The organism is Bacillus sp. RIT 809 (assembly GCF_016892495.1).
Taxonomy (GTDB): Bacteria; Bacillota; Bacilli; order Bacillales; family Bacillaceae_G; genus Bacillus_A; species Bacillus_A cereus_U.
Genome location: NZ_JAFEMR010000045.1, coordinates 1 through 20828, shown reverse-complemented (window position 1 = coordinate 20828; position 20828 = coordinate 1). Strand labels below are relative to the sequence as shown.

Genomic DNA, 20828 nt, shown 5'->3' with positions numbered 1-20828 from the left:
GGTAGTATTAACAGCATTAATCGTATTTCTTTCAAGCGTATTAGTATAATAGAAGTTTTGTAACAAAAATAAGAGAATGGAGAATGGAAATTATGAACAACGAGCAAGTATTGAACGTAACAAAAGGCGACTTCTTAGGATCAGCAAGCGGAGCAGTAGTATTAACAGCATTAATCGTATTTCTTTCAAGCGTATTAGTATAATAGAAATTTTGTAACAAAAACAAAAGAAGGGAGAATGAGGAATATGAACAAGGAACAAGTATTACAAGTAACAAAAATGGATATTTTAGTATCAGCAGGTGGAGCGGCTGTATTGACAGCGTTTATTATATTCCTTACAAATGTATTAGTATGATGAATATGGATAACAATAAGTTTTTATATACCGTACGTACCATTATTCTAAAAAAATAAAGACTCTAGCATATTAGTAAATAGTTAATATGTTGGGGTCTTTTTTGTTTTCCTCTCATATATCCCCTCAAGTATTAATGTTATCCCCTTATCCCGTAAAAGCCCGCTGATTAAAGTTTCACTGTATTTTAAAGAGAAAAAGGTCGAATTTTATATGTAAGAAAAAAAGAGGAATTTGACAGAAAAGATAGAAAATTTTAAAGGTCATAATTTGTTAGCTTGCTAACTAATTTCTATTAACGAACATTGGAAGCGTTTTCGGTTAGGTTTAATTATGGACCATTTAATCTATTTACAGGGGGATGAAGATATTATGAAACAAAAATCTATGGATACGCTAGCTGCACAAATGGAGGACTTTTTTCCGGTACGTGATGTAGATCATTTGGAATTTTACGTAGGGAATGCAAAGCAATCAAGTTATTATCTTGCGAGAGCGTTTGGATTCAAAATTGTAGCTTATTCTGGATTAGAAACAGGAAACCGTGAAAAGGTATCTTATGTTCTTGTGCAAAAGAATATGCGTTTTGTTGTGTCTGGAGCTTTAAGTAGTGATAGTCGTATTGCAGAGTTTGTAAAGACTCATGGTGATGGAGTGAAAGATGTGGCTTTACTTGTTGATGATGTTGATAAAGCATACTCTGAAGCTGTAAAACGTGGCGCTGTTGCGATTGCTCCTCCTGAAGAGTTAACAGATGAGGAAGGTACCTTGAAGAAAGCGGTTATTGGTACGTATGGTGATACAATTCATACGCTTGTAGAGCGTAAAAATTATAAAGGAACATTCATGCCAGGATTTCAAAAGGTAGAGTTCAATATTCCATTTGAAGAATCCGGTTTAATTGCTGTAGACCATGTAGTTGGTAACGTTGAGAAAATGGAAGAGTGGGTTAGTTATTACGAGAATGTTATGGGCTTTAAACAAATGATCCATTTCGACGATGACGATATTAGCACAGAGTATTCGGCATTAATGTCAAAAGTTATGACGAATGGAAGTCGTATTAAGTTTCCAATTAATGAACCAGCAGACGGAAAAAGAAAGTCACAAATTCAAGAATATCTAGAGTTCTATAACGGAGCGGGTGTACAGCATCTTGCTTTATTAACAAGTGATATTGTAAAAACAATTGAAGTGCTTCGTGCAAATGGCGTGGAGTTTTTAGATACGCCAGATACGTATTACGATGAGTTAACTGCACGTGTTGGGAAAATTGATGAAGAAATTGATAGATTAAAAGAATTGAAGATTCTAGTAGACCGTGACGAAGAAGGTTATTTATTACAAATCTTTACGAAACCAATTGTAGATCGTCCAACTCTATTTATTGAAATCATCCAACGTAAAGGTTCTCGTGGATTTGGCGAAGGGAACTTTAAAGCTTTATTCGAATCAATTGAAAGAGAACAAGAGCGTCGCGGAAATTTATAAAATTTGTATCCACCAGCAAGAGTTCCTTTGTTGGTGGAAATTTCATTTTCATAGGGAGGAATCACGATGAAATTTGTTACATTTCGTCTCCCATCGAAAGAAATGCGAGCTGGATGGCTTGAAGGTGACAAAGTAATCGATATGAATCTTGCGAGTAATGGACAATTACCTTCTTCTATGTTCGCCTTTTTAGAGAAAGCAGATGAGTATGTAGAAGTATTGCGTAATATTAAGAATCCTGAAAAGGGTATATATTCCTTAGAGGAAGTTCAATTAGCAGCGGCAATTCCTAATCCGAGTAGCATTCGAGATTTTTATGCATTTGAGCAGCATGTAAAAACAGCCCGCGGGAGAAGAGGGCTAGATGTTGTACCTGAATGGTATGATATCCCGGTTTTTTATTTTACTAACCACCGTGCTGTTATTGGTCCAGATGATTTTGTTATTGGTCCGAAGAAGTCTAAAAAGCTTGATTATGAGTTAGAGATTGCTTGCGTAATTGGGAAAGAGGGACGAAACATTTCTCGTGAACAAGCAGAGGAATATATTTTTGGTTACTGCATTATGAACGACTGGAGTGCAAGGGACTTACAAGCAACAGAAATGAAAGTGGGACTCGGTCCAGCGAAAGGAAAAGATTTTGCAACTTCATTAGGAGCGTATCTCGTTACGAAAGAGGAATTAGACGTTTATCGTAACGGTGATCGTTATGATTTAGAGATGACTGCTCATGTAAATGGGCAACTGTTATCAAAAGGGAATTTCCAAGATATTTATTATGCATTCTCTGAAATGATTGAACGTGCTTCGGAAGATGTTACGTTATATCCAGGGGATGTTATCGGGTCTGGAACAGTAGGAACAGGCTGTATTTTGGAGCTTGGTACGGAAGAGTGGCTGCAAGATGGAGATGTTGTAGAACTTACGATTACTGGTTTAGGTACATTACGTAATACGGTCAAAAAAGAGATGGAAGCAGGTGATGGGCATGTATTATCGTCACATGGGGGAGCTACCTCATAAACGACATGTACAATTCCGTAAAAAGGATGGATCGCTTTATCGTGAACAGGTAATGGGAACAAAAGGTTTTTCTGGTACGCAGTCTATTTTGTATCATCATTATATGCCAACGGAAGTAGGTCATGCGGCATTATCGCATTCTTGTCAGTTACAGTATGAAGAGGATGCCCTTCTTGCTCATCGTCACTTTCGCACGAAAGAAAATAAGAAAAATGGTGATGCAGTAAGTGGAAGAACCTTCATACTTGGAAATGAAGATTTGTTAATTGGAGTAGTGAGTCCGGCAGAAAAAATGGATTATTTCTATCGTAATGGTGATGGCGATGAAATGTTATTCGTTCATTATGGAACAGGAAAAATTGAGACGATGTTTGGAACGATTCACTATAGAAAAGGTGATTATGTAACGATTCCAATTGGAACGATTTATCGTGTTATTCCAGATGAGGGAGAGACTAAGTTTCTTGTTGTAGAGGCAAATAGCCAAATTACAACACCAAGTCGCTATCGCAATGAGTATGGGCAACTGTTAGAGCATAGTCCGTTTTGTGAAAGAGATATTCGTGGTCCGGAGAAATTGGAGACATATGATGAAAAAGGTGAGTTTGTCGTAATGACAAAGTCGAGGGGTTATATGCATAAGCATGTTTTAGGGCACCATCCGTTAGATGTTGTTGGCTGGGATGGCTATTTATATCCATGGGTATTTAATGTTGAGGATTTTGAACCAATTACAGGTCGTATTCATCAGCCACCACCAGTACATCAAACATTCGAAGGTCATAATTTTGTTATTTGCTCTTTCGTACCACGCTTATATGATTATCATCCAGAATCAATTCCGGCACCATATTATCATAGTAATGTGAATAGTGATGAGGTACTTTACTATGTAGAAGGTAACTTTATGAGCCGAAAAGGTGTGGAAGAAGGTTCTATTACGCTTCATCCGAGCGGGATTCCACATGGGCCGCATCCTGGAAAAACAGAAGCGAGTATAGGGAAGAAAGAAACACTTGAATTGGCTGTTATGATAGATACATTCCGTCCGCTTCGTATTGTAAAACAAGCACATGAGACGGAAGATGAAAAGTATATGTATAGCTGGATTGAAGAGAGTTCATATACTGTGAAATAAGTAAAAAGAGGCATGCTCAATAAAGGAGCATGCCTCTTTTGTGGAATCGACATGTATAATAATACCAAAAACAGTTATGAAAAGATATATAGATATGATTGTGTGAATCTTTTTATAGAAAGAATGATAAGGATATAGCGCGTATCTCGATAATTTTCTGTTTATTCCGACAAAAGTATTGACTAAAGAACATGCTGTGGGTAAAATGAAAAAAGTAAATTAAATTTTCAGACAACTAAAATCATGGAGGAGCACAGTATGAAGCAAATTTTTCAAAAGAAGCCGATTTCGACGTTACTGCAAGAAAGTAAACAAAAGAAATTATCGAGAACGTTAGGGGCACTTGATTTAACAATGCTTGGAATCGGAGCAATTGTTGGAACTGGTATTTTTGTTCTTACTGGCGTTGTAGCAGCGAAACATTCTGGACCAGCTATTATATTATCATTTGCTATAGCTGCATTAGCTTGTGCCTTTGCTGCATTTTGTTACGCTGAATTTGCTTCTTCAGTTCCTGTCTCAGGGAGTGTGTACACGTACACGTATGCGACGATGGGAGAAGTATTTGCATTCTTAATTGGATGGGATTTAATGCTCGAGTATTTATTAGCTACATCTGCTGTAGCCAATGGATGGTCAGCGTATTTTCAATCGTTATTAAAGGGATTTGGGATTCATATTCCGACCATTCTCTCCTCGGCTCCTGGTACAGGAAAGGGTGGAATAATTGATCTACCTGCAGTTCTAATTATTCTAGTTATGACAGCTCTTTTATCTAGAGGTGTTCGTGAAAGTGCACGAATAAATAATATCATGGTATTTATTAAAATAGCGGTTGTTCTTATCTTTATCTTTGCTGGTTTTAATTATGTGAAACCTGAAAATTGGACGCCTTTTATGCCATTTGGTTTAGATGGTGTAATGGCTGGAGCTGCTACAGTATTCTTCGCATTCATAGGATTTGATGCAGTTTCAACAGCTGCAGAAGAAGTGAAACGTCCGCAACGTGATTTACCAATCGGCATTATCGCATCGTTATTAATTTGTACTGTTCTTTATATCGTTGTTTCACTTATTTTGACAGGAATTGTTCCATACGGACAGCTAAATATATCAGATCCAGTTGCCTTTGCACTTCAATTTATTGGACAAGATAGTTTAGCGGGAGTAATTTCGGTAGGAGCAATTACAGGGATTACAACTGTAATGCTAGTTATGATGTATGGGCAAGTTCGTGTTTCGTATGCGATGAGCCGAGATGGGCTTTTGCCGAAGCGTCTTGCTAAAGTTCATCCGAAATTTAAAACACCATTTTTAAATACATGGACAACTGGGATTATTGCAGCACTTATTTCAGGGCTAATTGATTTAAATGTTTTAGCACACCTTGTAAATATGGGGACATTGTCAGCCTTTGCACTTGTAGCAGTTGCGGTTATTGTCCTGAGAAGAACTCATCCTGACTTACCAAGGGCATTTAAGGCGCCTCTTGTACCATTTTTACCAGCGTTAACGGTAATTTTTTGTTTATACTTAATGCTTCAGTTATCCGGAACAGCGTGGATTAGTTTTGGGGTATGGATGGTTATTGGTATAGCAGTTTACTTTTTATATAGCCGAAAACATAGTGCTTTAAGTAATAGTAAAAAAGAAGAAGATGTAGCAAATTTATAAGTGGAAAAATCCATTCTAATTCTGTTAGAATGGATTTTTGTTTTGAAAATTTACATTTTTCTGAATTTGTTATAAGATAATTGTTGGTTAATTAAGGGGGGGAAGTATGAAAAATACATGGCGTGAGCTAAGGGGGATGGATCGTAACGTATGGATTCGATTTATCGGTGAGACATTGAACGGAATTGCGATGATGATGTTAATGCCTTTTTTTGCACTATATTTAAAAGATAAGGTAGATTCTTTATTACAAGTTGGAATTATTATGGCGCTTTCTCCAATTGCTGCAAGCTTTGGCTCACTTATAGGCGGAAGAATAGCTGATATATATGGAAGAAAGCCAATTATGATATTTTCGATGGCGAGTAATGCATTACTAATGCTCGGTTTTTTATTTATAGAAGGGTTTATCCCATATGCTATTCTATCTATTTTTTTAGGGTTAAGTAATTCTCTATTTCATCCAGCGGCATCAGCGATGGTTGCAGATGTGACGGTGCCAGAAAAAAGAACAGAGGCATATGGTTTATTGCGAATGGGACACAATATTGGTGCTGCAATTGGGCCGATAATGGGAGTATCAGTAGTTGTTTTATCGAAGAACCTTGTTTTTATTATCGCTTCGTCGACAATGCTATTTTATGCATTACTTGTATTAATTTTTATTCAGGAGACAATGCCAAAAGCCGCAGATAAAAAAGAAGAGAATGAAGAGAGGGAATCAGGTGCGGTTTGGAAAATTTTAATGAGAGATAAGGCGTTAATGATTTATTTGCTAGCGGGAATCATTATTTCTATGGGGTTTTCTCAAACAGAAGGCATGTTGCCGCTGCACTTTGATAACGAAATGAAGGGCATTAATAATCCATATCCATATTTAATGGCGCTAAATGGACTATTAGTTGTTTTATTTCAATTTCAAATTTCAAAATGGGCGGCAGATAAACCTGTCGGAAAGACGATGTTATACGGTGCGTGTTTGTTCGGAATGGGTTTGTTTTTTATAGGGTGGTTACCGAAGTGGTTTGGAGGATTAGATACAAATGCTACAATTATTTTAATAACGTTACTGTTCGTTTATGCAATATACACGTTAGGTGAGATGATTATGTCACCTGTACAGATGACGTTTGTAGCGAATTTGGCCCCTGAGCATTTGAGAGGAACATATATGGGAGCGGCCAGTTTGCAGTGGATCACAGGGGGGGCATTTGGTCCACTTCTTGGTGGTTTTCTATTGGATCGTTTGCTTGGTCACTTCTTATTTACAATTTTAGGTGTTGGATGTGTAGTTGCAGGCTTTGTATATGTTTCTTTAGATCGTCTTGTTGAGCAAAGGCAAAAAGATACGCTTACAAAACAGTCTTCTTAATAAAATGAAACTTTAATCAGTGTTTTTTCATTCTCCATAAATGGTAGGATAATATAGATGACATACACAAAAAGTGGATTTCTACATATTTTAGGTACATAACCAGATTAGATAGCAATCTTACTTTAAAGTTTAATTATGTTTAGGTGTGTAGAAAATTAAAGAGGAAAAGTGTAGAAAACCAATAAGTGGTGTCTTTTAATTATTTATGGAAGTTACATTTTATTTCAAATAGGAACTACCTATTTTTATAAAAAGTGCTAAAATAGAAAAATGAAAACAATTGGTTAGGGTGATTTCAGTGACAAAAATTAAATTAGGTTTACTATACGGTGGAAAATCAGCTGAGCATCAAGTTTCGCTACAAACGGCTCTTGCTGCTATTAAAGCATTAAATCAAGATAAATTCGAGATTCATCCAATTTATATTACAGAACAAGGTCAATGGGTACGCGGTGAGCGTATTGAAGGTGAAGTAACAGATGTTGAAACTTTAAAAATAAGCGGTGCAGAAAATGCGATTTCCCCGTTATCATTAAGCACAGAAATTATTCCGTCTGCAACTTCTCAAGAAGATGCGATTGACGTTATTTTTCCATTACTACATGGGCCAAACGGTGAAGATGGAACGGTTCAAGGATTATTAGAATTAATGAACATTCCTTATGTAGGTAACGGTGTATTAGCATCAGCTGCTGGTATGGATAAAGTCGTTATGAAAAATATCTTTGCAGAAGCTGGATTGAAACAAGCGAAATATGCATCTTTCATTCGTAGCGCATGGGAAAAAGATAGTGAAATAGCGTATGAAAAAGTAGAAGAAGTATTAGGATATCCTTGCTTCGTAAAACCAGCAAACCTTGGTTCAAGTGTTGGTATTAATAAGTGTAACGATCGTGAAGAGCTTGAGAATGCATTCGAAGAGGCATTCCAATTTGACCGTAAAATTATTGTAGAAGAAAATATTGTAGGTCGTGAAGTAGAAGTTGGTGTATTAGGTAATGATGAGCCGAAATGTTCTGTTGTAGGTGAAATTGTACCGAAAAAAGATTTTTATGATTACAAATCGAAATACATCGATGGTGATACAGCGTTAATTATTCCAGCTGAAATGACAGAAGAAGAGTCTAATGTAATTAAGCGAGATGCAATTATTGCATTCCAATCATTAGATGGTTCTGGCTTAACACGAGCTGATTTCTTCTTAACGAAAGATGGAGAACTATATATTAACGAAGTAAACACAATGCCAGGATTCACGCCGTTTAGTATGTTCCCGCTATTATGGCAACATACAGGGTTACCGTATCCGGAATTAATTGAAGAGTTGATTCGTTTAGCGATTGAACGTCACGAAGAAAAACAAAAAATTAAATATACAATCTAACAAAAAAGGAGGAAGCACTATTCGAAGGAATAGTGCTTCCTCTATGTAAGGAGTGTTTTTTTATGATTAAGCGAACGTTAAAACAAGTAGAGAAAATGGTAGATGGTACTGGATTAGCAGAGAAATATGAGGGAATTACTATACAAGGAGCATCTATTGATACGAGAAAGATTGAAAAAGGAAACTTATATGTTCCGATTCAAGGTGAACGTTTCGATGGACATGCTTTTGTAGATAAAGCTGTTGAAAACGGGGCGATTGCTACATTGTGGATGAAAGATGTAGAAAACCCACCTGAAAATCTTCCAGTTATTTTTGTAGAAGATACACTAGCAGCATTGCAAATGTTAGCGAAAAACTATCGTGATCAATTGGATGTAAAAGTTGTTGGTGTAACGGGTAGTAATGGTAAAACATCTACGAAAGATATTGTAACAAGTATTCTTGCGACTAAATTTAAAGTTCAAAAAACAGAAGGTAATTTCAACAACCATATCGGTTTACCTCTTACTATTTTAAATTTAGAGGAAAATACAGAAGTAGCTGTATTAGAAATGGGCATGTCAAGCCGAGGTGAAATTGAATTTCTATCTAAGTTAGCTCGTCCTAATGCAGCTATTATCACGAACATTGGTGAGGCACACTTAATGGATTTAGGCTCTCGTGAGGCAATTGCAGAAGCTAAGTTAGAAATTGTTACAGGTTTACAAGAAGGTGGAGTTTTCGTATATAATGGGGATGAGCCGCTATTAACAAATCGTGTTCCGGAAATGAATTTAGCAGCTGAAACAGTTACATTTGGTGATGCGAGAGCAAATGATTATTATCCAACTACTGTAACATTACAGGCGACTGGGACACACTTTAAGATGAATAGAGATGAAACTTTGTCATTCTATCTGCCAGTACTAGGAAAGCATAATGTATATAATACGCTTGCTTCAATGGCAATTGCAAAAAATTTTGGTGTAACGTGGGAAGAAATGAAAAAAGGTTTAGTAACACTTCAAATGACAGGTATGCGTATGGAAATTGTAAAAAAAGATAGTGGTTTAACAATTATCAATGATGCTTATAATGCTAGTCCAACAGCTATGGAAGCTGCGTTCCACCTAATGAATGGTTTAGATGGATTTGCTAAAAAAATTGTTGTACTTGGTGATATGTTAGAACTTGGAAATCAAGAAGTGCAATTTCATTATGAAGTAGGTAAATTAATTGATCCAGCAAAGATCTCATATGTATTCACATATGGTAGATTAGGGGCTCAAATTGCTGAAGGTGCAAAAATTAATTTCCCTAAAGACCGTGTAAAAGCGTATGATAGTAAAGAAGAGTTAATAAAAGAGTTACAAGCAGTAGTTGATGCAAAAGATGTTGTGCTAGTAAAAGCGTCTCGCGGTATGAAATTAGAAGAAGTAATTACGATGTTGAAATAATTGGTGTATATAAATAGGGATGATAGCCACGAAAATAGTGGAAACTTATAATAAGCGCTTACAGTAAATGATAAAAAAATAAAAGTAAAGAAAAAAGCTCTGAATATGAAATAAGGTAACAGTTGGGGTTTGCTTTTTACACCTACAAAACTTATAATTGATAAAGTGTAATAACGTTTAGAAGTATTTTCGTGAAGAATATACGCCCGGTTATACGTCAGTATTCAGGAAAAGGGCTTTTCCGCAAGTTCGGAAAACGCCTTTTTTTAAATGATAAGTATAGGATAGAAAAGGAGAAGTAACATTGACAACATTTCGAGAATTAGGATTAAGTGAGTCTTTACTACAATCTGTTGAAAGTATGGGCTTTGAAGAGGCTACGCCGATTCAAGCTGAAACAATTCCATATGCATTGCAAGGTAAGGATATTATTGGGCAAGCGCAAACAGGTACAGGGAAAACAGCAGCATTCGGATTACCACTATTAGATAAAGTGAATACAAATAAAGAAGCAGTTCAAGGTATTGTTATCGCGCCAACGCGCGAATTAGCAATTCAAGTTGGAGAAGAGCTATACAAACTTGGTAAACATAAACGTGTTCGTATTCTACCAATTTATGGTGGTCAAGATATTAACCGCCAAATTCGTGCTCTAAAAAAACACCCACACATTATTGTTGGTACGCCGGGTCGTATTTTAGATCATATTAACCGTAAAACACTTCGCTTACAAAACGTAGAGACTGTTGTTCTTGACGAAGCGGATGAAATGTTAAACATGGGCTTCATTGAAGATATTGAAGCGATTTTAACAGATGTGCCAGAAACACATCAAACATTATTATTCTCAGCGACAATGCCAGATCCAATCCGTCGTATTGCTGAGCGTTTCATGACTGAGCCTCAACACATTAAAGTAAAAGCAAAAGAAGTAACAATGCCAAACATTCAGCAGTTCTATTTAGAAGTGCAAGAAAAGAATAAGTTTGACGTGTTAACACGCTTACTAGATATTCAATCTCCAGAGCTTGCAATCATATTCGGTCGTACAAAGCGTCGTGTTGATGAATTATCAGAAGCATTAAACTTACGTGGTTATGCAGCAGAAGGTATTCATGGTGACTTAACACAAGCGAAACGTATGTCTGTATTACGTAAATTTAAAGAAGGTGCTATTGAAGTTCTTGTTGCAACAGACGTTGCTGCACGTGGTCTTGATATTTCAGGCGTAACACACGTATACAACTTCGATATCCCACAAGATCCAGAATCATACGTTCACCGTATCGGTCGTACTGGCCGTGCAGGTAAAAAAGGTATTGCAATGTTATTTGTAACACCACGTGAATCAGGACAATTAAAAAATATCGAGCGTACAACAAAACGTAAGGTTGATCGTATGGAAGCACCGACACTTGACGAGGCATTAGAAGGTCAACAACGTTTAATCGCTGAAAAACTTCAAAGCACAATCCAAAATGAAAACTTATCATACTACAAGCGTATTGCAGAAGAAATGTTAGAAGAGAATGATTCTGTAACAGTAGTAGCTGCTGCTTTAAAAATGATGACAAAAGAGCCGGATACAACTCCAATCGCTTTAACATCAGAACCACCAGTTGTTTCAAGAGGTGGCGGTTCTAAAAAACGCGGTGGTAACGGAAGTGGATACCGTGATGGTAACCGTAATCGTAGTCGTGATGGACGTGGAAGCGGAAGTGGCGATGGTCGTAACCGTGATCGTAATCGTGATGGACGTGGAAGCGGAAGTGGCGATGGTCGTAACCGTGATCGCAATCGTGATGGTGGTAGTGGTAGCCGTGATGGTAACCGTGGTCGTAAAGGTGAAGGTCGCCCTGGATCTTCAAATGGACGCGGCGAAAGAAAACATCATAGCCGTCCACAAGCTTAATAAAAAAGAGAATGCCCTTTGCTGGCATTCTCTTTTTTTATTTCTGTAATTGTGCATACTACATAATAACTCGTATAGAAATGAGGTGCTATATGCTTGTAAGACTTGGGTATGTTGCGATGAGTGTGCATTTGAAGAATGCATCTCCATCTCAAACGATGACATATGCACAGTTTCAGCGGATTGATGATCGAGAGGCTGCGATTCGTAAACTCGAAAGAATCGCTAATTCGAATTTGGAAAATTGCTTACGATTATTAAAGCATAATAAAGGACATGATATATCTTTCTTTCGACTTAGTTCCAAGCTCATTCCTTTAGCGAATCATGAGGAGTTGTTAGATTGGAACTATATTCGTCCTTTAAAAGAAAATCTGAAAGAATTAGGTGAATATGCAATTCGTATGAATATGCGAATTGACTTCCATCCAGATCATTTTGTTGTACTAAATTCACCTGAGGAGAGTATTTTTAAACAATCTGTAAAGACATTGCAGATGCACAAAAAATTGTTAAAGGGTATGGGAATTGAACATAAGCAACGATGTGTATTACATGTGGGAGGAGGTTATAAAGATAAGGAGCTCGCATTAGAACGCTTTATAGAAAATTGGTCAACTGTTCCAAGAGGTATTCAAGAGATGATTATATTAGAAAATGATGACACGACCTTTTCTTTAGAAGAAACATTGTATTTAGGTGAGAAATTAGACATTCCAGTCGTGTTTGACTTGCACCATCATATGATGAATAATGACCAGGAAGATTGGCATGAAGATTGGGCACGTGTTGTACATACGTGGGAATCGTCTTTATTACCAGTTAAAATGCACATCTCTAGTCCTAGAGATGGAAAAGATCCAAGAGCACATGCGGATTTTATTGATGTAGATACCTTCTTATCTTTTTTGAAAAAGATAAAGGGGAGTGTTCCGCAAATTGATTGTATGATTGAGGCGAAGAAAAAGGATGAGTCTTTATTTCAACTAATGAGAGAGTTAAGTAAACAAACAGATGTGGAAATTGTCGATGGTGCGAGCTTTTATATTAAATAAGCTCTGCGCCATCGGTTTTTTTGTCCCGATTGGTGCGGGCTAATAATCAGTGGGGGATGGACAAAACCCCCACTGATTAAAGTTTCACTTTATTAAAAAAGGGGTGCACATGCCGCCGATGATCAGTCCTGTTAAATGGCTTATAGGATTGGCAGAGGGATTAAAGAAAGTAAATAGTAGTAATATAAGTATCATTATTGAAAAAATAGCGATGTCTCTTGGTTTTGAAGAACGATATCGACTATACAATAAAAATAATTGGGCGCCTAGTAATCCGAAAATACCACCAGATGCTCCGGCGTGAATATATTCAAAAGGCATAATAATATAAGAAGAAATATTCCCGAGAATGCCAGAAAGGAAAAAAATAATGATGAAAGAAAAGTGTCCTAGTTGTTTTTCAATAGAAGAACCAAGTACAAATAAACAAATACTATTAGAAAGAAAATGTTGTAAGTCTACGTGTACAAGTAAGGAAGTTATGACACGCCACCATTCTCCTTTAGCGATATATTCATTGTAGGCTGCCAGGTGAAAGAGGGAAAAGTCGCTCAATATAATCATGACTAATTGTATAAGAAGTAAAGAGATGATAATCGGTTGTAAGGAAATGCGAGTGGATGGTATTAGCATGTTGTTAGTATCACTCCTTTTGCATCAGAAAGATTCTCTGTTATTCTTACAATATGAATGAAGAAAGCTAAATAGAAGAAGGGGATTTTGAAATGATTGTAGGGATTGGAATCGATATTATTGAGTTAAATCGAATTGAAAAAATGCTAGATGGAAAGCTTAAATTTATGGAACGTATTTTAACTGAAAGAGAACGTGGTGTTGCCGAGGGGCTGAAAGGAAGTCGCCTTACAGAATTCGTAGCTGGAAGATTTGCAGCAAAAGAGGCGTATTCTAAAGCGGTAGGGACCGGTATCGGGAAAGAAGTGAGTTTTTTAGATATTGAAGTAAGGAATGATGATAGAGGTAAGCCGATTATCATTACAAATACAGAGCATATTGTTCATTTATCAATTAGTCATAGTAAAGAATTTGCCGTTGCTCAAGTTGTTTTGGAAAGCTCGTCACGCTAGTCTGCATATTTTATATCTTTGTCTCATATATTTGAGGTAGCGATAAGGAAGGCATACCTTCCATTCATTTATAGGGGCAAAGGGGCTGAAGTGATGAAAAGGCGTCTGTTTTTAGTTCTTGTCGGTTTGTTGACCGTTTTTGTGTTGGCGGGTTGTATGGAAAAGAAACAGGAAGATGTTGTGAGAGATTTAGAAGCGAAAGTTAAAAGTATGAAGAGTTATCAAGCTGAAGCGAAATTATCTATTAAAACAGGAAATGAGCCTCAGGAGTACAATGTAGAAATTTGGCATAAAGAACCTTCGTATTATCGTGTGAATTTGCAGAATGCGAAAAAGGATCAGAGTCAAATTATTTTAAGAAATGATGAAGGTGTATTTGTATTAACACCGGCGCTTAATAAGAGTTTCCGTTTTCAAAGTGATTGGCCGCAAAATAGTAGCCAGGCTTATTTATATGAATCACTTGTAAGAGATATTTTGCAAGATAAGAAAAATCTCTCTTTCGAGAAAACAGATAAGTATTATGTATTTAAAACAAAAACAAATTATCAACATCAAAATATGTTGCCGAAACAAGAAATTAAGCTGAATAAAAGTGATTTAACACCAGTTTCTGTGAAGCTGATGGATAATGACCAAAATGTCCTTGTAAAAGTAGATTTCACTAAAGTAAAGTTTGATGCAAAGTTTGATAAAGGTGCATTTGATACGAAACAAAATATGTCTAGAGCACAAGTGGATGTTCAGACGGCAGCGAAAGAAGACAAACCGTTTGCTATTTTGTATCCGCGTGATACGCCGCAAGGCATGACTTTGAAAGAGGAAGAGGAGTTGAAGACAGACAGTGGCAAGCGTGCAATACTCACATACACTGGAAGTAAGAAATCCTTTACTTTAATACAAGAAAAGGCAAAAGTTGCAGAGGCCTCATCGGCGGTAAGTGTAAGTGGAGAGCCGGTTGATCTTGGTTTCACCATTGGTGCATTGACGAAAGACTCTGTAACGTGGTCGCATAACGGAGTAGAATATATGCTCGTGTCTAAAGGTTTAGAGCCGAATGAGTTGTTGATGGTTGCTCGTTCGGTTACAGCGAAGCAGGTGAAGTAAACATCTTAGACGTGGTGATATATGTGCACCGCGTCTTTTCTTAGTTTGAAGGTGGATTTCATAAAAGAAGCATATAAAAGAATAAGCTTCGCATATCGTGTATAAGGAAGTGTATTTATGGAAGACGCACCGTTTTACCGTGACACCTGGGTGGAAGTTGATTTAGATGCGATTTATAACAATGTTACGCATATTAAAGAGTTCATTCCAAGTGATGTAGAGATTTTTGCTGTAGTTAAAGCGAATGCATATGGGCACGATTATGTACCGGTGGCTAAAACTGCATTAGAAGCAGGAGCGACAAGATTAGCAGTTGCTTTTTTAGATGAAGCTTTAGTGCTTCGGAGGGCTGGTATTACTGCACCGATTTTAGTATTAGGTCCTTCCCCGCCCCGTGATGTAAATGTAGCTGCTGAAAATGATGTAGCATTAACTGTTTTTCAAAAAGAATGGGTGGAAGAAGCGATAAAGCTCTGGGATGGTTCATCAATAATGAAATTCCATATTAATTTTGATAGTGGTATGGGGAGAATCGGAATACGTGAACGCAAAGAATTAAAAGGGTTCTTAAAGAGTTTAGAAGGTGCGCCATTTTTAGAGTTAGAAGGAGTATATACGCATTTTGCAACAGCGGATGAGGTTGAGACTTCTTACTTTGATAAGCAATATAATACATTCTTGCAGCAGTTAAGTTGGTTGAAAGAATTTGGAGTAAATCCTAAATTTGTCCATACAGCCAATAGCGCTGCAACGTTAAGGTTTCAAGGGATTACATTTAATGCGGTGCGAGTTGGTATTGCGATGTATGGATTATCCCCATCTGTAGAAATACGTCCTTTTTTACCATTTAAATTGGAACCGGCGTTGTCACTTCATACGAAAGTTGCTCATATTAAGCAAGTGATTAAAGGGGATGGAATTAGTTATAATGTCACATACCGAACGAGAACTGAAGAATGGATTGCGACAGTTGCAATTGGATATGCAGATGGCTGGCTTAGAAGATTGCAAGGGTTTAAAGTACTTGTAAATGGTGAAAGAGTACCGATTGTGGGGCGAGTAACAATGGATCAATTCATGATACATCTTCCTTGTGAAGTGCCACTTGGTACGAAAGTTACACTCATTGGGAGACAAGGTGATGAGTATATTAGTGCTACCGAGGTCGCTGAATATTCCGGGACTATTAATTATGAAATTATCGCAACGATAAGCTTCCGTGTACCGAGAATATTTATACGAAACGGTAAAGTTGTAGAAGTAATCAATTATTTGAACGATATATAGAAGAAGGTATTATCGCTCAGTATCTCGTCATTTAGGGGATTTTCGCTAATGGAAAATAGGCTCTTTTTTGCTAGGGAGCTTCTTTTTATAATTGTTATTAATATAAGTTACAATGAAATGTTGCGGAAAGAATTGCTTTATTTCTTGTTTGAAAGAGATGAAAAGTAAAAGAAGATGAATGTTTTGTTTATGAATTGGAAAACATAAGCAGGGAATAAGGAAGTCTTTGCAACAGGCTCCATACAATGGTATTATTACAATAGGTGTCATATATATATTTGGGTGTGTAGTTGACGGTGGAGGTGTATTTTTGTGTCCGAATCAAGTGTAACTACTGAAATCGTGGTTCGGTTGCCAAAGCAAATGGTAACGGAATTGGACGGAATTGGAAAACAAGAGAATAAGAATCGCCATGAACTAATTTGCCAGGCAACACAACTGTTATTGCGTCAACATAAGACGAAGAAACGCTACCAACATGAATCAATGCGACGTGGGTACATTGAAATGGGAAAAATTAATCTTGGTATTGCATCTGAAGCTTTCTTAGCAGAGTATGAAGCAGCTCATACAGTAGAACGCTTAGTTAGCGGGGGGTAATATTTTGATTGTAAAACGCGGCGACGTGTATTTTGCAGACCTTTCCCCAGTTGTTGGTTCTGAGCAAGGAGGCGTTCGTCCGGTTCTTGTCATTCAAAATGACATCGGAAATCGTTTTAGTCCGACTGTGATTGTAGCGGCTATTACTGCACAGATTCAAAAAGCGAAATTACCCACTCATGTGGAAATTGATGCGAAAAAGTATGGTTTTGAGAGAGATTCTGTTATTTTACTTGAGCAGATTCGAACAATCGATAAGCAACGCTTAACGGACAAAATCACTCATTTGGACGAAGTGATGATGAGTCGTGTAGATGAAGCGTTACAAATTAGTTTAGGACTAATAGATTTTTAAATCGGCAGTTTAAGTTGCTCTCTTTACAGGGCAACTTTTTTTTATTATAGAGGAGGTTACGGTTGGATATGGAAATGGTAGATAATCGACAAGGGTTAATGAAAATGTTAGTGAAAGAATTAGGCTTTACAGAAAAGCAAGTTCGTCATGTTATTCAATTAACAGAAGAAGGTAACACAGTTCCATTTATCGCTCGTTACCGAAAAGAATGGACAGGATCTCTAGATGAGGTGCAAATTCGTGCAATCTTAGAAAGATGGCAATATATGATGCAACTAGAAGATAGGAAAGAAGAGGTTCTTCGTCTTATTGGTGAAAAGGGTAAACTAACCGAAGAGTTGCGTCTTCATATTGTTGCTGCAAAAAAACTTCAGGAAGTAGAAGATTTATATCGTCCATATAAAGAAAAAAGAAGAACGAAAGCTACAATTGCTAAAGAAAAGGGATTAGAACCGTTAGCTGAGTGGCTATTGTTATATAAAAAAGAAAATCCAGCAGAGAAGGCTATGGAATTTGTTAATGCAGAAAAAGAAGTGGCGTCTGCAGAAGATGCGTTGCAAGGTGCGCAAGATATTATTGCGGAACTTGTTTCGGATAATGCGGCATATCGTAGTTGGATTCGCAATACTACTTTCCGACAAGGGATTATGTCTTCATCTGTAAAAGATAAAGAAAAAGATGAAAAGAATATATATGAAATGTATTATGGCTATGAAGAACCGTTGCAAAAAGTAGTGCCACATCGTGTACTAGCTATGAATCGTGGTGAAAAGGAAGACGTATTAAGAGTTTCTGTTATCACGCCAATTGAAGAAATCCTTCAGTTTTTACATAAAAAAATGATTCTTGATGAAGCTTCTAAAAGTGCGCATTATGTACAATTAGCGATGGAAGATGGATATAAGCGATTAATTCAACCTTCAATAGAAAGAGAAATTCGTAAAGAATTAATGGAAACGGCCGAAGAACAAGCGATTCATATTTTCTCTGAGAATTTACGTAATTTATTATTACAACCTCCGATGAAAGGGAAAGTTGTGTTAGCGGTAGATCCAGCGTATAGAACCGGTTGTAAATTAGCTGTAGTAGATGATACAGGAAAAGTTCTTCACATAGATGTTATTTATCCGCATCCGCCTGTTCGTAAATATGAGGATGCAAAAACGAAAATCCTTTCAATTATAGATAAATATGAAGTTGAAATGATAGCGATTGGAAATGGTACAGCTTCGAGGGAAACGGAAGAATTTATAGTAGATGTATTACAAAATGTAGAACGAGATGTATTTTACATTATTGTAAATGAAGCGGGTGCTAGTGTGTACTCAGCATCTGATGTAGCTCGCGAGGAGTTTCCGAATTTACAGGTTGAAGAAAGAAGTGCTGTTTCAATTGGGAGACGTCTGCAAGATCCACTTGCAGAGCTTGTGAAAATTGACCCTAAATCTGTTGGGGTGGGACAATATCAACATGATGTATCTCAAAAGAGATTAAATGAATCATTAACATTTGTAGTAGAGACAGCAGTTAACCGAGTTGGTGTTAATGTAAATACAGCTTCAGTTGCATTGTTGCAATATGTTTCGGGGTTATCAAAAACAGTTGCGAAAAATATTGTAGCTAAGCGTGAGGAAGATGGAAAATTCACGAAGCGTACTGAATTAAAGAAAATCCCGCGTTTAGGTGCAAAAACATATGAACAATGTATCGGGTTTTTACGTATATTAGAAGGAGCGAATCCGTTAGATCGCACAGGGATTCATCCAGAGCAATATAAAAATGTTGAATTGCTATTAAAGAGCTTAGGGTTATCGAAGAGTGATGTGGGGAAACCAAACTTGCAAAAGAGTTTAGAAGGAGTAGATATTTCTAAATTATCTCAAGAGACGGAGATTGGTGAGCCAACACTAGTTGATATTATGGATGCTTTAATTAGCCCGGAACGAGATATGAGGGATGAGTTGCCAAAGCCACTTTTGAAAAAGGGGATTTTAAAATTAGAAGATTTAAAGCGTGGTATGGAATTAGAGGGAACGATCCGCAATGTTGTTGATTTCGGTGCCTTTGTTGATATTGGTGTGAAGCAAGATGGTTTAGTGCATATTTCTAAACTAAGCAAACAATTTGTAAAGCATCCATTAGATATTGTATCCGTGGGACAAATTGTAAAGGTATGGGTAGATGATATTGATACGAAAAAAGGTCGTGTTGCATTATCAATGTTACCGATTGAATAGTAAGAAAAGAGAGCAGATGAAACTGCTCTTTTTTTATGAACTGGAAAGTTTAATTGATTATGAGCTTTGATGTATTTTACTATAATAAAACCAGCATTCATTTAGTAACTTGATTTGATACCGGTTTTTCTCAAAATATGCACGTTGCATTTGTTTCTTTAGCCACGTGGGCATAGGAATCCCTCCTTGTTTAATCCTACTCTCAAAAAAGTAGCTCCTTTTAGTTAAGGTAACTTTGATGAGAGGTTGGTGAGTGGATTTCTAGCAATGCTGCATTTTTAGAAATCACGCTTCTTGAATGAGGATGGGTATATGTACTATTTACTATATGTATAAGAAGAGAGAAAAGTGTAAAAATATTTTTTAGTTTAGGAGGAATGAGAATGGATGAGCAAGAAATTCAACGGTTAGTGGAAGAGGTATCGTTACAATGCTTTGGAATGCCGTTTTTACATAAAGCAATGTTTAATAGTAGGTTACGTACAACTGGTGGGCGCTATCTATTGAAGAATCATAATATAGAATTGAATTATCGATATTACGAAATATATGGTAAAGAAGAGTTAGTCGGGATTGTTAAACATGAACTTTGTCATTATCACTTACATATCACAGGGAAAGGGTATAAGCACCGAGATAGAGATTTTCGTGAGTTATTAAAGAAAGTAGCTGCACCGCGTTTTTGCAAACGAATGATTAGTGAGGAGGAAACGAAAGTTTCTATGTATGAATGTATGGGGTGTTCATTTCAATATGTAAGAAGACGTCAAATAAATACACAAAGATATGTATGTGGAAAGTGTAAAGGACAACTAAAACTGGTAGTGAAAACATCTTGACAGTGAAAACGCAATCCAGTATATTATAAACATGTCCCGTTTGCGCAAGACGTTGTGAAAAAACTTCTTGACTTACGATGAGAAATTTTATAAGATACAAATTGTCTTTATTATTCCGCAGTAGCTCAGTGGTAGAGCTATCGGCTGTTAACCGATCGGTCGTAGGTTCGAGTCCTACCTGCGGAGCCATATACAGAGAAGTACCCAAGTGGCTCAAGGGGCTCCCCTGCTAAGGGAGTAGATCGCTAACGCGGTGCGAGGGTTCGAATCCCTTCTTCTCTGCCATATATATTGGCCCGTTGGTCAAGTGGTTAAGACACCGCCCTTTCACGGCGGTAACACGGGTTCGAATCCCGTACGGGTCACCACTTCGGAGGATTAGCTCAGCTGGGAGAGCACCTGCCTTACAAGCAGGGGGTCGGCGGTTCGATCCCGTCATCCTCCACCATATAAATTATATAAATAATATT

The 20828-nt window shown here is 37.1% G+C and carries 20 protein-coding genes and 4 tRNA genes; 22 read left to right on the top strand and 2 right to left on the bottom strand.

The window, feature by feature from the left end:
* The first annotated feature begins 92 nt into the window (after positions 1–92).
* The 11 genes from JTF23_RS26755 (at position 93) to uvsE (ending at position 12848) form a co-directional block, all read left to right on the top strand.
* Positions 93–203 (top strand): DUF3948 family protein, encoded by a 111-nt coding sequence (locus JTF23_RS26755; RefSeq protein ID WP_001058532.1) that lies wholly within the window; start codon positions 93–95, stop codon positions 201–203.
* 43 nt (positions 204–246) lie between these two features.
* Complete coding sequence (locus JTF23_RS26750) at positions 247–357, top strand: DUF3948 family protein (protein ID WP_002113412.1); 111 nt, start codon at positions 247–249, stop codon at positions 355–357.
* A gap of 372 nt (positions 358–729) precedes the next feature.
* A complete protein-coding gene (gene hppD / locus JTF23_RS26745; RefSeq protein ID WP_002140158.1) occupies positions 730–1848 on the top strand; it encodes a 4-hydroxyphenylpyruvate dioxygenase in 1119 nt (372 codons plus the stop codon).
* Positions 1849–1914: 66 nt separating this feature from the next.
* The gene (locus JTF23_RS26740) at positions 1915–2871 is read left to right on the top strand and encodes a fumarylacetoacetate hydrolase family protein (protein WP_204210221.1); all 957 of its coding nucleotides are present in this window, start codon (positions 1915–1917) and stop codon (positions 2869–2871) included.
* Positions 2837–4009, top strand: a complete 1173-nt coding sequence (locus JTF23_RS26735; protein WP_204210219.1) for a homogentisate 1,2-dioxygenase — start codon at positions 2837–2839, stop codon at positions 4007–4009. The genes JTF23_RS26740 and JTF23_RS26735 overlap by 35 nt, the downstream gene beginning before the upstream one ends.
* Positions 4010–4267: 258 nt before the next feature.
* Positions 4268–5683 (top strand): branched-chain amino acid transporter BcaP, encoded by a 1416-nt coding sequence (bcaP, locus tag JTF23_RS26730; RefSeq protein ID WP_204210218.1) that lies wholly within the window; start codon positions 4268–4270, stop codon positions 5681–5683.
* Positions 5684–5789: 106 nt separating this feature from the next.
* Entirely contained in the window at positions 5790–7055 is a 1266-nt protein-coding gene (locus JTF23_RS26725; protein WP_204210215.1) for an MDR family MFS transporter, read from the top strand.
* A gap of 301 nt (positions 7056–7356) precedes the next feature.
* Entirely contained in the window at positions 7357–8442 is a 1086-nt protein-coding gene (locus tag JTF23_RS26720) for a D-alanine--D-alanine ligase (protein ID WP_204210214.1), read from the top strand.
* Positions 8443–8504: 62 nt separating this feature from the next.
* Positions 8505–9881 (top strand): UDP-N-acetylmuramoyl-tripeptide--D-alanyl-D-alanine ligase, encoded by a 1377-nt coding sequence (murF, locus tag JTF23_RS26715; RefSeq protein WP_016103361.1) that lies wholly within the window; start codon positions 8505–8507, stop codon positions 9879–9881.
* Between the two features lie 304 nt (positions 9882–10185).
* On the top strand, positions 10186–11793 hold the full coding sequence (gene cshA / locus JTF23_RS26710; RefSeq protein WP_002159537.1) for a degradosome RNA helicase CshA: 1608 nt from the start codon (positions 10186–10188) through the stop codon (positions 11791–11793).
* 92 nt (positions 11794–11885) lie between these two features.
* On the top strand, positions 11886–12848 hold the full coding sequence (gene uvsE / locus JTF23_RS26705) for a UV DNA damage repair endonuclease UvsE (RefSeq protein WP_204210212.1): 963 nt from the start codon (positions 11886–11888) through the stop codon (positions 12846–12848).
* 84 nt (positions 12849–12932) lie between these two features.
* On the opposite strand, the gene JTF23_RS26700 is transcribed toward uvsE, so the two are convergent.
* On the bottom strand, positions 12933–13481 hold the full coding sequence (locus tag JTF23_RS26700; RefSeq protein WP_002159535.1) for a rhomboid family intramembrane serine protease: 549 nt from the start codon (positions 13479–13481) through the stop codon (positions 12933–12935).
* A gap of 92 nt (positions 13482–13573) precedes the next feature.
* Here JTF23_RS26700 and acpS point away from each other — a divergent pair, with 92 nt between their 5' ends.
* The 6 genes from acpS to JTF23_RS26670 all read left to right on the top strand — a co-directional run bounded on the left by acpS (position 13574) and on the right by JTF23_RS26670 (position 19519).
* The gene (gene acpS / locus JTF23_RS26695; protein WP_002009969.1) at positions 13574–13933 is read left to right on the top strand and encodes a holo-ACP synthase; all 360 of its coding nucleotides are present in this window, start codon (positions 13574–13576) and stop codon (positions 13931–13933) included.
* A gap of 156 nt (positions 13934–14089) precedes the next feature.
* Positions 14090–15040, top strand: coding sequence for a LolA family protein (locus tag JTF23_RS26690; protein ID WP_002151402.1), 951 nt, complete (start codon positions 14090–14092; stop codon positions 15038–15040).
* A gap of 117 nt (positions 15041–15157) precedes the next feature.
* A complete protein-coding gene (gene alr / locus JTF23_RS26685; protein ID WP_002159533.1) occupies positions 15158–16327 on the top strand; it encodes an alanine racemase in 1170 nt (389 codons plus the stop codon).
* A gap of 312 nt (positions 16328–16639) precedes the next feature.
* Positions 16640–16927 (top strand): antitoxin EndoAI, encoded by a 288-nt coding sequence (locus JTF23_RS26680; RefSeq protein WP_000004570.1) that lies wholly within the window; start codon positions 16640–16642, stop codon positions 16925–16927.
* Positions 16928–16931: 4 nt separating this feature from the next.
* A complete protein-coding gene (gene ndoA / locus JTF23_RS26675; RefSeq protein ID WP_000635965.1) occupies positions 16932–17282 on the top strand; it encodes a type II toxin-antitoxin system endoribonuclease NdoA in 351 nt (116 codons plus the stop codon).
* Positions 17283–17350: 68 nt separating this feature from the next.
* On the top strand, positions 17351–19519 hold the full coding sequence (locus JTF23_RS26670; protein WP_078180264.1) for a Tex family protein: 2169 nt from the start codon (positions 17351–17353) through the stop codon (positions 19517–19519).
* A 57-nt stretch (positions 19520–19576) separates the two neighbouring features.
* Here JTF23_RS26670 and cmpA read toward each other — a convergent pair whose 3' ends face one another.
* Positions 19577–19693, bottom strand: coding sequence for a cortex morphogenetic protein CmpA (gene cmpA / locus JTF23_RS26665; RefSeq protein WP_001143642.1), 117 nt, complete (start codon positions 19691–19693; stop codon positions 19577–19579).
* A 209-nt stretch (positions 19694–19902) separates the two neighbouring features.
* On the opposite strand from cmpA, the gene JTF23_RS26660 reads away from it, so the two are divergent.
* From JTF23_RS26660 to JTF23_RS26640, 5 genes are all read left to right on the top strand, one after another.
* Positions 19903–20358 carry a SprT family protein gene (locus JTF23_RS26660; RefSeq protein WP_002159531.1) on the top strand — a complete coding sequence of 152 codons (456 nt, stop codon included), beginning with the start codon at positions 19903–19905 and terminating at the stop codon, positions 20356–20358.
* A gap of 114 nt (positions 20359–20472) precedes the next feature.
* Positions 20473–20547: transfer RNA gene (locus JTF23_RS26655), tRNA-Asn, on the top strand.
* 5 nt (positions 20548–20552) lie between these two features.
* Positions 20553–20643, top strand: a tRNA-Ser gene (locus JTF23_RS26650).
* Positions 20644–20651: 8 nt separating this feature from the next.
* Positions 20652–20726: transfer RNA gene (locus tag JTF23_RS26645), tRNA-Glu, on the top strand.
* Positions 20727–20730: 4 nt separating this feature from the next.
* Positions 20731–20806, top strand: a tRNA-Val gene (locus tag JTF23_RS26640).
* Positions 20807–20828 lie beyond the last annotated feature (22 nt).